Annotated in this window: 9 protein-coding genes; 4 read left to right on the top strand and 5 right to left on the bottom strand. The window is 71.2% G+C overall.

Features of this window, described 5'->3' with window-relative positions; all coding sequences use genetic code 11:
• Positions 1-259 precede the first annotated feature (259 nt).
• Complete coding sequence (locus tag P1V51_20980; protein ID MDF1565525.1) at positions 260-1,798, bottom strand: transposase; 1,539 nt, start codon at positions 1,796-1,798, stop codon at positions 260-262.
• A gap of 230 nt (positions 1,799-2,028) precedes the next feature.
• On the opposite strand from P1V51_20980, the gene P1V51_20975 reads away from it, so the two are divergent.
• The 3 genes from P1V51_20975 to gloB all read left to right on the top strand — a co-directional run bounded on the left by P1V51_20975 (position 2,029) and on the right by gloB (position 6,520).
• Positions 2,029-3,717, top strand: a complete 1,689-nt coding sequence (locus P1V51_20975; protein ID MDF1565524.1) for an HD domain-containing protein — start codon at positions 2,029-2,031, stop codon at positions 3,715-3,717.
• 75 nt (positions 3,718-3,792) lie between these two features.
• Positions 3,793-5,739: a response regulator gene (locus tag P1V51_20970; GenBank protein ID MDF1565523.1), complete on the top strand. Its 1,947-nt coding sequence runs from the start codon at positions 3,793-3,795 to the stop codon at positions 5,737-5,739.
• Positions 5,740-5,755: 16 nt separating this feature from the next.
• Positions 5,756-6,520, top strand: a complete 765-nt coding sequence (gene gloB / locus P1V51_20965; GenBank protein ID MDF1565522.1) for a hydroxyacylglutathione hydrolase — start codon at positions 5,756-5,758, stop codon at positions 6,518-6,520.
• A gap of 158 nt (positions 6,521-6,678) precedes the next feature.
• Here the strand turns inward: gloB and P1V51_20960 are convergent, their stop codons facing one another.
• Entirely contained in the window at positions 6,679-8,652 is a 1,974-nt protein-coding gene (locus P1V51_20960) for a S9 family peptidase (protein ID MDF1565521.1), read from the bottom strand.
• Positions 8,653-8,825: 173 nt separating this feature from the next.
• Here P1V51_20960 and P1V51_20955 point away from each other — a divergent pair, with 173 nt between their 5' ends.
• Positions 8,826-10,910, top strand: coding sequence for a methyl-accepting chemotaxis protein (locus P1V51_20955; GenBank protein ID MDF1565520.1), 2,085 nt, complete (start codon positions 8,826-8,828; stop codon positions 10,908-10,910).
• Here P1V51_20955 and P1V51_20950 read toward each other — a convergent pair.
• From P1V51_20950 to metG, 3 genes are read right to left on the bottom strand one after another with little or no spacing between them, the layout of a single operon-like run.
• Positions 10,885-11,892, bottom strand: a complete 1,008-nt coding sequence (locus P1V51_20950) for a TatD family hydrolase (protein MDF1565519.1) — start codon at positions 11,890-11,892, stop codon at positions 10,885-10,887. The two genes, P1V51_20955 and P1V51_20950, sit on opposite strands and share 26 nt — an antisense overlap.
• Entirely contained in the window at positions 11,892-12,617 is a 726-nt protein-coding gene (locus tag P1V51_20945; protein MDF1565518.1) for a hypothetical protein, read from the bottom strand. Before P1V51_20945 ends, P1V51_20950 begins: the two co-directional genes overlap by 1 nt.
• A complete protein-coding gene (gene metG, locus P1V51_20940; protein ID MDF1565517.1) occupies positions 12,614-14,638 on the bottom strand; it encodes a methionine--tRNA ligase in 2,025 nt (674 codons plus the stop codon). Before metG ends, P1V51_20945 begins: the two co-directional genes overlap by 4 nt.
• Positions 14,639-14,650: the final 12 nt, after the last annotated feature.

Below are 14,650 nucleotides of genomic sequence, written 5' to 3'. Positions count from 1 at the left end.
CGCTTTTTGTACACTGGCTACTGATAAACTAAATGCCGGAACATTACTGGTTGAAAGGGGTAGGAAGAATAGCCGCCCTTTTGGCGAGGCGGAGTGGACGTAAGCTGAGTTATCAGACCCTGCGGTCGGGTCGTTCGAGGCTCCAGTCTAACGTAGAATGGGGCCTCGGGGCTTCGCTGAGAGCCTGAGTGGTTTCTCGCTGCGAAACCGAGCCTTCGCGGACGCACGGCAGCCCTTCGGGCCACCGCTTCCGGGGCCTTCAGGGCTGCTCGTCCATCAGGAGGTCGTCGATCGAGGGACCAGCGTCGAGGGCACCGCCGGGCGGGCCCCTCGCGCCGAGGGTGACGCTGCCCCGAGGCGGCGGGTTCGTCGCCAGGTGGAGGTGTTTCAGGATCCGGCGGATCACCCTCGGGTCCGTTATCACCGCAAGGACCTCCACCCTGCCGCCGCAGCCCTCGCAGATCGTGAGGTCCACCTGGAAGGTGCGCTTCAGGAGCTCGGCCCAGGGAATCCGGCGGGGGCGGACCTCGAGGGGCGCCTCCGCGCGGCAGACCGATTTCTGTATCGGGCCCTCACCGGCCCGACCTCTCGGTCGGGCTTGGCCCTCTCCCTCCGGGAGAGCGGGCGTCGGCCGCGGCGGTGAGGCGGTGTCGGCCGCCGCCCTCGCGGCCAGCAGGGCCAGGGCGGGCCGGTGCTTCGAGTTCGGGGCGAAGACGCCGTGGTAGCGCACTTGATTCTGGCCCTTCGGGGGGACGAAGTTCGCCAGGCGGCGCAGGAGGTCCTTCGGCTCGAGGACCAGCATCGTGCGGCCGTCGCGCAGGGGCTTGCGCAGACGATAGTAGAGCTCGCCCCTCGGGCCCTCCTCGAGGCGGCCGCTGGCGAAGGGGGGCCGCAGGCCGTAGCGCAGGATGCGCTCGAGCCCCTCGCGGTCGTGGGCCTCGACGGCGACGCCGGCGTGGAGGCTGTAGCCGAACCGGAAGGCGGAGAGGCCCTTGCGCTCGAAGGCCTCCTCGTCGTCGGGGTCGAAGGCGACGAGCTGCTCGCTGACGGCGCGGCCCAGCTCGTGACGCTCGGAGTCCAGCTCGTCCTCGAGTTCGGGCTCCCAGGCGCCGAGGGTCTTCAGCTTCTTGTTGATCCTTCGCCAGAGCTTCAGGACCAGCTCGTCGAGGTCGTCGACGGTGGGCGGGGGCAGCGTCTGGAAGAGGATCGGGCCGGTGTCGGCCTCACGGAAGAAGACGCCGTCGGGGAGGAAGGCGTGGAAGTGGAGGTTCAGATTCAGGGCGTCACCGAAGCGCTGCAGGCAGGTGATGGAGCCGGTCAGGGGCTTCTCGACCCCTAGCTTGCGGGCGCGGCGTCGCTGCCAGGCCCAGAGGGTGCGCAGGTAGACCTCGAGGACGGGGGCGAGGAGCTCCTTGCGGGTGACGAGCAGGTAGCGCACGCGCCTCGGCAGGGAGAGGACCCACTGGCGGTAGGGGGCCGGCGGGAGGACCCGGTCGACGAGGTGGGCGGCGGTCTCGATCATCCGCCGGCCGTTGCAGCTCGGGCAGAGGCGGCCCTTGCAGGAGAAGGGCAGGAGCCGCTCGTGGCCGCAGTCGGCGCAGCGCAGGCGGGTGAAGCCGTTCGCGAGGATGCCGCAGTCGAGGAACTCCTCGAAGGCCTGGACGACGTGGAAGGGCAGATCGGGACGCAGCTCGCGGAAGGCCGCGAGCCACTCACGAACGACGCGGTGGAGGAGGCCGAGGGCCGGGGCGCGGGGACGGTAGGGGCTCTCGCCAACCGTGGGAGGGCGGACGCACAAGGGGCGGCACGCGCTTCATGGGGCGTGCCGCCTCGGTGGCCCTCGTCTTTGCGGGGGGTTCGGGCGGCGGGCAGCGAAAACGCGGTCCGGCACCTGGACCAAGGGTCCGGGTCCGAGTGCGCGACCGCGCGGTGGGGGGCGCGGACCCGCCGGGGTCCCGCAACGGTGGCCCCGGGCGGCCCCGGGTGATATCCGGTCCGCTCTTCAGTAGTCCTCAATCCGGAGCCACCATGGCCGAGCCCAACACCCCCATCGAGACCGCCCCCGAGACCCCCGAGCAGCCCGAGCTCGCCGCCGAGGCCACCGAGGCCAAGGCTGAAGTGGAGGCGCCCGAGGCCGCCGTGGCCCCCGTGGCCGCCGAGGCCGTGGCCCCCGTGGCCGCCGAGGCCGAGGCTGAGGCTGAGGCTGAAGCTGAGGCTCGGGGGGAGGAGACGGAGGAGCCGAAGGAGGTCGAGGGCGTGAAGCGCCGGCGGCCCAAGGGCACGCCGGTGGCCGAGATCAAGAGCGGGATGGCGGTGAAGGGCATCTATGTCCTGCGCCACTTCGACCTCCCTCTGGACCGGCAGGGCAAGCCCTTCCTGGTCGGCGCCCTCGCCGACGCCACCGGCCGAATCGAGGCGCGGATGTGGGGCGTCGATCCCGAGGCCCTCGACGGCATCACCTCCGGCGCGGTCGTCCGCGTCGAGGGGCAGTCGGCGACCTTCCAGAGCCGGCTCCAGGTGCGCATCGACAAGCTCGAGCCGGTCGATCCCGCCGAGGCCGGCGTGGACGCCATCGAGCTGGTGGGCGAGCCCGAGCGCTCCCCCGACGAGATGCTCGCGGCGGTGAGGGAGCTGGTGGACAGCCTCGATCACCCCCAGCTCAAGGCCCTGCTGGAGCGCGCCTACAACGACCCGTCCATCGTCGCGGGCCTGCGCGGCGCGCCGGCGGCCCTCTCGGTCCACCACGCCTGGCGCGGCGGGCTGCTCGAGCACACCCTCGCCACCGCCCAGCTCACCGAGGCCTTCTGCGCGCTCTACCCGCAGGTCGACCGGGACGTGGCCGTCACCGGCGCCCTCCTCCACGATCTCGGCAAGCTGGAGGAGTTCGACTGGGCCGGCCCCCTCACCTACACCGACGCCGGCCGCCTGATGGGCCACCTGGTGCTCGGCGCCAACCGCGTGCGCTCCCTCATCGCCGAGCTGCCGGACTTCCCGGAGAGCCTCTGCGACCAGCTGATGCACATCCTCGTCTCCCACCATGGGGCCCCCGAGCACGGCGCGGCGAAGCCGCCGATGACCCTCGAGGCCCTGGTGGTCCACTTCGCCGACCTGGCGGACGCCCGGATCTCGTCCTGGTCCGAGCTGCTGGAGAACGCCGGCCAGAGCGGCTGGACCGACTACAGCCGCTTCTACGACCGGCCGCTCTTCCGCCCGGAGGGCAGCGGAGGCAAGAAGCGCCGGAAGCGCCGCACCAGCCGCCGCCGCAAGGGCGAGGGCAGCCCCGGCGCCCCCGCCGCCCGCGAGGGTGAGGGGCGGCGTGGCGCGAGCGAGACCGACGGATCCTCCGCCGGACGCCGCCCCGCGCGCCGCCGTCCCGAGCGCCCCGAGCGCTCCGAGCGCTCCGACCGAGGCGGCCGCTCCGGCGAGCGCTCCGGCGAGCGCTCCGACCGAGGCCGCCCCGCCGGCGGGCGGGGACCGCGCAGCGGACGCCCCGAGCGGGGCGAGCGCGACGCCCGTCCCCGGAGCGGACGCGAGCGGGACCGCGGTCCCGGCCGGGGCCCCAGGGAGGAGAAGCCCGCCTCGCTGACCTTCAACCCCTTCGCCGCGCTGGCCAGGGAGAACGAGAAGGCCGAGGCCGCCCCGCCGGCCACCGAGGCGCCGCCCTCGAAGAGCGACACCGGCAATGGCGCCGGCTCGGGGGGCACGGAGGAGAGCTGAAGTTCTTTTGACCGTGCTCTAAAGCCACGTCTATACTGAATTATTCACCTTCCACCCGCACTGGAGCGGGAGACGATGGCTGACCGAAAACTCCTGGGCGAGCGTCTGGTCGAGGCGGGATTTCTCTCGCCGGAGCACCTTCAGACAGCCGTGGAGTACCAGAACGAGCACGGCGGTCGGCTGGGAGACGTCCTGGTGGAGCAGGGCTACGTCTCCGAGTCGGCCATGCTCCGCTTCCTGGCAGCCGAGTACAACACTCGCTACGTCAGCACCGAGAAGCTCTCCAAGGTGAAGATCCCCTCCGCCATCCTGGAGCGGATCCCCGTCCGGATGGCCGAGGGCCAGCTGCTGCTGCCGATCCTCTGGGACGACGCGCGCAAGGTGCTCTCGGTGGTCATGGCCGAGCCCCAGAACGTCGAGGTCCAGATCGAGATCCAGCTGGTCTCGGAGGCCGCCTCGGTGCAGGCCTACATCGCCACCCGGGCCGCGATCCGCGCGGCGGTGCGCAAGCACTACTACGGCGACATCAGCGCCTTCGCCGACCTCGAGGCGGATCGCCCCCGCCCCCGCCGGGACCAGACCCAGCCCGACGGTCAGGTGGACGACGTGAACCGGAGCTTCTCCGGGCTCTCGGTCGCCACCCAGACCGCGCCGGCCGCCGACACCGGCTCCATCGCGCCCACCTCCGTCCGGCAGGCCGTGGACGCCGTGCAGTCGGCCTCCCTCACGACCGACAACGACTTCGTCGAGACCCTGAACGTGCTGGTCGGCCTCATCGAGATGCCGCGGGCCCGCTTCAAGGGCCACTCCGCCGCGGTCGCCAAGCTCGCCCTGCAGATCTGCCGCCGGATGAACCTCGGGCAGCGCGAGACCAACCACATCGTGATGGCGGCCTACCTCCACGACCTCGGCAAGAAGGAGGACCTCCACCTCACCCTGCCGGGCATCTCCGAGCTCGACCTCTTCCGCAAGGAGGCGAAGCGCTACTACCGCACGCCCCTGCGCCTGATGGAGGCCGTGCGCCTGCCCAACCCGGTGAACACCATCCTGGGTCAGCTCTACGAGGCCTGGGATGGCAGCGGCGTGCCGGAGGGCACCGCCGGCGCCTCCATCACCCTCGGCGCCCGGATCATCGCCGCGGTCGACGCCTACGAGGACTTCATCCGGGTGCCCCGGGAGGGAGAGAGCGAGCCCCTCGATCGCGACGCGGCCCTGCGCGAGGTGCAGGCGTACGCGGGCACCGTCCTCGACCCCCAGGTGGTCGAGCTGCTGCGCGAGACCCTCACCGGTGACCTGATGCGCCGGCGCCTCCTGGCCCAGGGGCAGCACATCCTCATCGTCGATCCCGATCCGGAGAACGCCTCCCTCCTCGAGCTGAAGCTCTCCCAGCGCGGCTACGTGGTCTCCCTCGCCCGGGACTACGACACGGCGATGGAGATCGCCGAGGACGGCACCGATCTGGTCATCGCCGAGGCGAACCTCCCCGACCGGGACGGCTTCACCCTCCTCGAGACCTTGCGGGAGAAGCCCTGGGGCCGCTCCATCCCCTTCGTCTTCCTCACCGCCGAGGACAACCCGACCGCGGTGGAGAAGGGGCTGCGCCTGGGGGCCGCCGACTACGTCGTGAAGCCCTACGCGGTGGTGGTCTTCCTGGCCAAGATCAAGCGGATCCTCGAGGCCTACGGCGAGTCCGAGGCCCGCAACAAGTCCATCCGGGGCACCCTCGACGAGATCAAGCTCGAGGACATCGTCTCGATCCTCGGGGACGCCGGCCGCTCGGGTCAGATCCACGTCGAAGGCAAGAACCGCTCCGGTGAGATCTTCCTCGACCGCGGCCGGGTGGTGAACGCCGTCTTCGAGAGCATCCGGGGCGAGGAGGCCTTCACCGGCATCCTCACCATTCGCAGGGGCCGCTTCACCTTCAATCCCCAGGTCGAGGTCCTCGACCGGGCGATGGACGAGGCGGCCGAGGAGATCCTCGGGCGCGCCAAGGAGCGCCTCGCCCGGGGCTCGAAGGGCTAGCCCCATCGGCGCCTCCCTGAAGATCACGCCGGTCCCGCTCCTCTCGGACAACTACGCCTGGGTGCTCCACCGGCGCGGCGAGCGCACCTGCGCGATCGTCGACCCCGGCGAAGAGCGGGGGCTGCTGGAGTGGCTGCTCGGCAGCGAGCTCACGCCCGTCGCCTTCCTCCTGACCCACCACCACTGGGACCACCTCGGGGGCCTCGCCGCCCTCCTCGCCCGCCACCCCGGCGCCCGGGTGATCGCCTCGGCCCACGACGCGCGGGAGGGGAGGATCGAGGGCGTCACCGAGGCCCTGGAGGACGGCGCACGCTTCGAGCTGCTCGACGAGGAGGGCGTCGCCCTCCACGTGCCGGGTCACACCCACGGCGCCCTCGCCTTCCACCTGCCGGCCCTCGGCGTCCTCTTCACCGGCGACACCCTCTTCACCGGCGGCTGCGGCCGCCTCTTCGAGGGCACGCCCGAGCAGATGTGGTCCTCGCTCTCCCGCCTGGCGGCCCTCCCGCCCGAGACCCTGGTCTACTGCGGGCACGAGTACACGCGGAGCAACCTGCGCTTCGCCCAGCACGTGGAGCCGGGCTCCCTCGCCGTGAGCGCCCGCCTCGCCCTGGTCGAGCAGGCCCGGGCCTCCGGCCTCCCCACGGTCCCGGCGACCCTCGGTGAGGAGCTCGCCACCAACCCCTTCCTGCGCTGCACGCAGCCGGGCCCCCGCGCCCACACCGGCCGCGAGGCGCCCGCCGAGGTCTTCGCCGCCCTCCGCGCCGAGAAGGACGGCTTCTAAACCAGAAATCACGATTCCCGATCACGTTTGGCTTGCAGGCCGCACCCGCCTGCGGCGTCAGGCCTCGGTCACCTAGCTAAGGCTAGGCTCCCTCACCCTTCCTTGCATCCGGGCACGTCCGCGGCGCCATCCGCTGTTCGGGAATCATGATCTCTGGTTTAGTCGGTCAGCAGGTAGGCCTGGAGGAAGAGCACCACCGCCTGACGGTAGGCGTCGTAGTTCTTCTTCTTGCGGAAGCCGTGGCCCTCGTCGCGGGCCAGCAGGTACCAGGCGGTCCCCCCCCGCGCGCGGAGGGCGGCCAGCATCTGCTCGGCCTCGCTCACCGGGACCCGGGGGTCGTTCTGGCCCTGGCCGATGAAGAGGGGCTTCGTGATCTTCTCCACGTTGTTGGTGGGCGAGATCTTCTCGAGGAAGGCCCGCATCTCGGGATCACGCTCGTCGCCGTACTCCTGGCGGCGCAGGTCGCGGCGGTAGTCCTTGGTGTTGGTCAGGAAGGTGACGAAGTTGGAGATGCCGACGTTGTCGACGCCCGCCACCAGCCGGTCGCCGTAGTGGGCCAGGGTGGCCAGCACCATGTAGCCGCCGTAGGAGCCGCCCATCACCACCACCCGCTTCCCGTCGAGCCCGGGATCCTTCTCGATCCAGTCGAGCAGGGCGCCGATGTCCCTCACCGAGTCCTCGCGCTTGAAGCCGTTGTCGAGCTCCAGGTAGCTCTTGCCGTAGCCGGCGGAGCCGCGCACGTTGGGCGCCACCACCGCGACGCCCAGCTCGTTCAGGTAGTACTGCAGGGACGAGGAGAAGTAGGGCACGAACTGGCTCTCCGGCCCGCCGTGGATGTAGACGATGACCGGCGCCGCGCCCTTCGCCCCCCGGGGCCGGTAGACGAAGGCCGGGATCTCCCGGGCCTTCCCCTCGACCTGATCGAAGGTCGGGTAGCGGACCAGCTCCGGCACCACGAAGATCTCCGGGTCCAGCCCCCCCACCTCGCTGTGGGTCCAGCGGGTGACCTTCTTCGGGTTCTTCACGTCGACCACGAAGACGTCGCCGGGGGTCTGGGGGGTGTTGGCGCCGACCCCGAGCTGCCTGCCGTCCGGGGAGAAGTGGAGCCCGCGCAGCAGGCCGATGGGGAGCCCCTTCACCTGCCGGTGCGCGCGGGTCTTCGTGTTCATCAGGTAGAGGCGCAGGATGCCGTCCTCGTTGACCGTGAAGGCCAGGGCGCGGCCGTCCGGGGAGATCGCCAGCTCCTCCACGTCCCAGTCGATCTTCGCCGAGAGCACCGTCGCCTGCCGCCGCGTCAGATCCCAGTAGACGAGCTGCCGGAACTCCCCCGCCTCGTCCGAGGTGTAGAAGACACCCTTGCCGTCTCCGGAGAAGACCGCCGACTCACCGTAGGCGATCCTCTTCTCCGAGGGGTTGACCTGGGTCAACGCGCCGGTGGCGAGGTCGAGGACGTGCAGGCTGCTCTCGTTGATCGAGACGTACTTGCCCACGAGCAGCCTCCGGTCGTCGGGGCTCCAGGCGTAGGGCACCCAGCTCCCCTCCCCCTCGTACACTCGCCGGGCCTCCCCGGCCCCCTTCGCCTCGGGGGTGGTGACGTAGATGTCCCAGTCCTTCCCGTTGCGGCCGGTGCCGAAGTAGGCGACGCGATCCCCGGCGTGGCTCCAGCGGGCCTCGCCGTGCCGGGCCTTCCCGTCGGTGAGGAGGTGAGCCTTCCCGGTCGCCAGATCGAGGTAGTGGAGCTGGTAGTTCTCGTCGCCCCCCACGTCCTTCAGGAGGACGAGGCCGTGGGCCTTCTGGCCCTTCACCGCCGGCCGCATGGCGGCCTCCCGGATCGGCTCGGCGAAGAAGGTCAGCTGCTGGCGGTAGGCGCCCGGGCGGGCGACGTGGTGCAGCTGCGCCGTCTCGGCGAAGCGGGTCGTGACGAGGAGGCCGCCCCGGACGGGATCCCAGCCATCGAGGGCGGCAGCCCGGACGTTCTCGTACTGCCGCAGCCGCTCGCCGAGCTCGGCCGGGGCCTCGGGGACGCCGTCGAAGACGAGGGTGCCCTCCTCCCGGCGCTCGGCCCGCGCCGCGCTCGCGGCGAGGAGGGGGGTGAGGACGAGGAGCAGGGCGAGGGTCCTCTTCGGCGTCATGGCTTCCTCCTTCGAGGTTCGGGGGCGGGCGGCCCGGGAGGGGACAGCGAGATCCCGGATAGCATGGCCGGGGGCTCCTGCCACCGGCCGATAGGATCCCCTCCCCTGCCGTGATAAATCGGGAGGTCGAGAGGCCCCTCCCACCGCCAGGCCGGGAGCCCGCTCGGGCGAGCATGAGAGAACGACTCGAACACCGGATCCTGATCTTCATCATGGCCGTCGTGGCCATGAGCATGTTCGCCACCTGCCTGGTGATCGTCTACCTGACCCGCTCCGACGTCTTCACGGCGGCCCGCCAGCGCCTGGACGACACCGCGCTGGTGGTCCGCAGCAGCATCGAGGAGACGATGCTCTCCGGGGAGAACGAGGTGACCGAGAGCCTGGTGCGGCGGCTGCGCTCCATCGAGGGCCTCGAGACGGTCGAGGTCTTCAACCACGAGGGGCGCCCCGCCTTCCAGCCGAAGGCCCGGGTGAGCGAGAGCGAGGCCCTCACCCGCATCTCCTCCAGCGGCGAGCGGCTGGTCTTCGAAGAAGGCGGCCGCCTCACGATCTACGACCCCTTCCCCAACACCAAGGCCTGCCACGCCTGCCACACCTCCGAGGGCAAGGTGCTCGGCGCGGTGAAGATCTCCACCTCCCTCCAGGCCGAGCGGGACATCGTCCAGAAGTTCCTGCTGACCATGCTCGGCGGAGCCCTCCTCCTGACCGTGCTGGTGCTCCTCCTGATCCGCCGCTTCTTGCGCAAGGAGGTGATCGAGCCGGTGACCATGCTGGAGACCGAGGCGGCGCGCCTCGCGACCGGGGACCTGAGCTTCCAGACCAAGATCGACTCCCGGGACGAGATCGGCCGCCTGGATCAGTCCATCCGCAGCTCGATGGTCTCCCTGGGGAGGATGCTGCAGCACATCCACCGGGTCGCCGAGCGCGTCTCCGGCTCGGCGGAGATCATCCTGCGGGACGCCGAGCGCGTCTCCGTGGGCGCCCGCACCGAGGCGGAGGCGGTCACCGAGATCTCCTCCTCGATCGGCGAGCTGAAGGCGGCCATCGAGGAGATCTCCGGGGTCACCGCCGACCTGGCCGCCTCGGTGGAGACCTCCTCCAGCTCGATCCAGGAGATGGCCGCCACCATCGGCTCCGTCACCCACAGCGCCCAGGCCCTCACCGGCGGCATCGACGAGGCCTCCTCGTCGATCTTCCAGCTCGCCACCACCACCGGGGAGATCGCCCGCAACGCCGAGGGCCTGGCGACCGTCGCCGAGGACACCCTCTCCGCCGTCGCCCAGATCTCCAGCACCATCCGGGACGTCGAGCAGAGCGCCCGGGAGTCCGCCCGCCTCTCGGAAAAGGCCAGCGGGGACGCGGCCTCGCTCGGCGTGGTCTCGGTGGAGAAGACCAAGACCGGGATGGAGGCCATCAAGGCCAGCGTGGAGCGCGCCGCCGGGACGGTCCAGCGCCTCGGTGATCGCTCCACCGAGATCGGCTCCATCCTCACCGTCATCGAGTCGGTCACCGACCGGACCAACCTCCTGGCCCTCAACGCCGCCATCCTGGCCGCCCAGGCGGGAGAGCACGGCAAGGGCTTCGCGGTGGTCGCCGAGGAGATCAAGGATCTGGCCGAGCAGACGGCCCGCTCCACCAAGGAGATCACCCAGCTCATCTCGGCCGTCCGCCGCGAGGTCAGCGAGGCCATCGAGGCGATGGCCGGCGGCCTCTTCTCGGTGGAGGAGGGCATCGGCCTGACCCGGGCCGCCAGCTCGGCCCTCGAGGAGATCCTGGCCAGCTCCCGGCGCTCCACCCAGATGGCGGCGTCGATCGAGCGGCGCACGGCGGAGCAGGCCGCCGCGACCAAGAGCGTCGCCGACTCCATGGAGCTCCTGCGCAACATGGCGAAGCAGATCGCCAACTCCACCTCCGAGCAGTCCACCGGGATGGACCTCATCATGCAGGCCGCGGAGCGGATGCGGATCGGCGCGCACAGCGTGAACCTCGCCACCGAGGAGCAGGCCACCGGCAGCCGCCACATCTCCTCCTCCGTGGAGACCATCGCCGACCGCACCCACACCCTCTCCCGGGCCCTGAAGGAGCAGGAGCAGGGCGCCCGTCAGATCCTGGCCTCCCTCCAGCGGATCGCCGAGCTGCCCGAGCAGAACAGCGAGAACGCCGCCCGGATTCACCGGCTGATGCAGGAGCTCCTGCAGGACGCCGAGCTGATGGCCGAGGAGATGAAGCGCTTCACGCTTCCCCTGGGCGAAGACTGAGTCCGCGGGCCGCGGCCCAGCCCCGCGCCGCCTCGGCCAGCACCGCGCGCTCCTCCCCTCCGAGGGTGAGGAGCTCGACCTCGCGCAGCTTCTTCTCCGGCCAGCGCCCGGCGGCCTCGAGGAGCTGCGCGGCGGTGGCCTCGGGGTGATCCACCCGGAGGTGGAGGCAGCGGCCGGAGGCGAAGGCGAGCAGGTCGCTCGGCGGCGGCGGGGGGAGTCCGAAGAGGGCCCGGCAGTGGGCGCTCGTCCGGCGGGCCAGCTCGGCGACCTCGAGCCCCCGCAGCTCGGCCATCTTGCCGGCGACCACGCTGACCAGGGCTGGCTCGTTCTTGATGCCCCGGAAGGGCGCGGGGGTGAGGTAGGGGCAGTCGGTCTCGATCAGCAGCCTCTCCTCGGGCAGCTCGGCACAGATCGCCCGCAGCGGGTCGGCGTTGGCGAAGGTCAGCACGCCGGAGAAGCTGACGTGGAAGCCGTGCTCCTCGACGCCCCGCAGGGCGAGCTCGCGGGAGGAGGTGAAGCAGTGGAGCTGACCGCCGGCGGGGAGGCGCCCCACCCGCTCGAGGACCGAGAGCGTGTCCTCCTCAGCCTCGCGGGTGTGGATGACCACCGGCTTGCCGACCTCCCGGGCCAGCTCGAGGTGACGGGCGAAGACCTCCTGCTGCACGTCGCGGGGCGAGTGATCGTAGTGGTAGTCGAGGCCGGTCTCCCCCACCCCCACGACCTCCGGCTCGCGAGCCAGGGCGGCGATGGCCTCGAGGTCGGCGTCCCGCATCCCGGCCACGTCGTGGGGGTGGACGCCCACCACCGCGAAGAGCCGGCCCGGGTGGCGCTGCGCCAGCGCCAGCGCGTTCCGGGAGCGCTCGACGCCGCAGCCGACCACGATCAGCTGATCGACCCCGGCCTCGAAGGCGCGGCGGAGGATCTCCTCGGGCGGGAGCGTGAAGCTCTCCGCGTCGAGGTGCGCGTGCGCGTCGATGAACATCAGTCCTCGACGAGCCCCTGCGCCAGGTCGGCGACGATGTCGTCGCCCCCGGCGACCTCGAGGAGCACCGCCCGGGCGGCCTCGTCGTCGAGGATCGAGAGGGCCTCCACCGCATCGCAGCGCAGATCGGTGTCGGCCGCGCCGTCCCGGGCGAGCGCGGAGAGACGCTCGCGCACGCCCTCGGGATCCAGGCGGGCCAGCGCCTTGAGGGCGGCGCCGCAGAAGGGATCCGCGACGGCCGCGGCGGTCTTCTCGAGCTCCTCCAGGGCGGCCTCGACGCCGACCTCTCCGAGGAGCTCCACCACCAGGCCGCGATCGTCGTCCCGCGTGCGGTTGCGAGCGCGCTCGAGGAGGTGGGCGGTGCCGCGCTCGCGATCGGCGCCCTCCCCCACGGCGATCAGCAGCGCGGCGGCCTGGGCCTGGACGAAGGGCGAGAGGAGCCGCCGGCCCAGCACGTCCCGGGCCCAGGGCAGGCAGTGATCGTCCTCCAGCCAGCGCAGCGCCTCGAGGGCGACGTAGGTGCTGGCGTCCTCCTCTACACCCTCGCGCAGGATCTCCCGGCCGGCGTCGTTGCCGTGGGCGGCGAGGAGCGCGGCGGCCGCGAGGCGCCGGCCGCCATCCTGCTCCTCCAGGACGGCGATCAGCTCCTCGACGGTGGCCTCCAGCAGCTCGGGATCGAAGTCGGCCACCGGGCCATCGGGGAGCTGGGGGAAGAGCAGGCTCATTTCACCCTCGTTCCCGGCGCGACCTCTCCGGGGATCTCGGCCAGGGTCAGCTCGGCGCCGCCAGGTCCGGCGGCCAGGAGCATCCCCTCGGAGAGGATTCCCCGGAGCTTGCGGGGGGCCAGGTTGGTCACCGCCACCACCCGCTTGCCGACGAGGGTCTCCGGCTCGTAGGCCTGCGCGATCCCCGCCAGGATGGTGCGGTGCCGGTCCTCGCCCAGGTCCACCGCGAGCTTCAGGAGCTTGTCCGCCTTCTCCACCTTCTCGGCCTCGACGACCAGGCCCACCCGCAGCTCGACCTTCTGGAAGTCGTCGAAGCCGATCAGGCCGACCTCGGCGCCCTGCCCCTCCTCCGCCTTGCGCGGCGGCGGCGGCGGGAGCTCTTCCTGCGGCTTCACCATGGCCTGCACCCTCTCGGGCTCCACCCGGCTGGCCAGGGGCACCGCCGGGCCGATCGCGCGGTCGGCCTCGGAGAAGGTCGCCCGCCCCCAGCCGAGCTCCTCGAGGCCCAGGGCCTCGGCCATCCGGCCGGAGAGGCCGGGCACCACCGGCGCGAGGGCGATGGCCAGCAGCGCCGAGACGTTCACCGCGTCGGTGACGGTCTGACGCGCCGCCTCGGGGTCGGTCTTGATCTGGGTCCAGGGCGCCGAGTCCTGGAAGTGGCGGTTGCCCAGGTCGGCGAGCTGGTTGATCGCCTTGAGCGCCTTGCGGAAGTCGAGGGCCTCGTAGTGGTCCCGGATCTCGTCCATGAGCTTCAGGGCCTCGGTCTTCAGCTCCCCCTGCGAGGGGGCCCCGATGCGGCCCTCGAGCTTCGAGCAGCCGAAGGAGACCGCGCGGTGGCAGAGGTTGGCCACGTTGTTGACCAGCTCGGCGTTGATCCGCTGACCGAACTCCTCGAGGTTGAGGTCGAGGTCGTCGGGCCGGGCCCCGAGGTTGCCGGCGTAGTAGTAGCGCAGCCACTCGGGATCGAGGCCGGCCTCGAGGTAGGTCCGGGCGTTGATGAAGGTGCCCCGGCTCTTGGACATCTTCACGCCGTTCACGGTGAGCATCCCGTGGACGATGACCCGCTCGGGCAGGGCGAGCTGCGCCCCCTCGAGCATCGCCGGCCAGAAGAGGGTGTGGAAGTAGACGATGTCCTTGCCGATGAAGTGGAGGATCCGGGCGCCCGGGCGCTCCCAGTAGTCCTTCACGTCCTTGCCGGCGCCGCCGGCCCAGAACTCGGTGGAGGCGATGTAGCCCACCGGCGCGTCGAGCCAGACGTAGAAGTACTTGCCGGGGCGGTCGGGCACCTCGAAGCCGAAGTAGGGGCCGTCGCGGGTGACGCACCAGTCCTGCAGGCCCTCCTCCAGCCAGCCCTCGACGAAGTTGCGGATCTCGGGCTGGAGGCTGCCGCTGCCGGTCCAGCCCTTGAGGAAGTCGGCGAAGTGCTCGAGCTGCACGTAGAGGTGGGTCGAGGAGCGCACCTCGGGCTCGTGCCCGCAGATGGCGCAGGCCGCGCCCTTCAGATCGGTGGGTTCGTAGGTGGCGCCGCACTGCTCGCAGTTGTCGCCGTACTGGTCGGCGGCGCCGCACTTCGGGCAGGTGCCCTTCACGAAGCGGTCGGGGAGGAAGCGCTCGTCGGTGACGCAGTAGAGCTGCTCGCTCGAGCGCTCGGTGACGTGCCCGCCGTCCCGCAGCGCCTCGTAGATCCGGGTCGCCCAGCGGCGGTTCTCCTCGGAGTGGGTGCTGTGGAAGGCGTCGAAGGCGACCCCGAAGGCCGCGAGGTCCCGCTCGTGCTCGACCTTCACCCGGGCGATGAAGTCCTCGGGGGAGACCTTCTCCCGGGCGGCCGAGATCTCGATGGCGGCGCCGTGGGTGTCGTCGGCGCAGACGTAGGTGACGTCCGCCCCGATGGACTTCAGGAAGCGCACGTAGATGTCGGTCTGGATGTATTCGACCAGGTGGCCCAGGTGGATGCTGCCGTTGGCGTAGGGCAGCGCAGAGGTCACCAGGATCGGGGCGTCGGATTCGTCACGGATGCTCATGGCGCCCGGATA

It is taken from the genome of Deltaproteobacteria bacterium, from assembly GCA_029210625.1.
Classification (GTDB): domain Bacteria; phylum Myxococcota; class Myxococcia; order SLRQ01; family SLRQ01; genus JARGFU01.
Note: the sequence above shows the minus strand (reverse complement) of the source record. Positions and strands in the feature narration are given on the sequence as shown.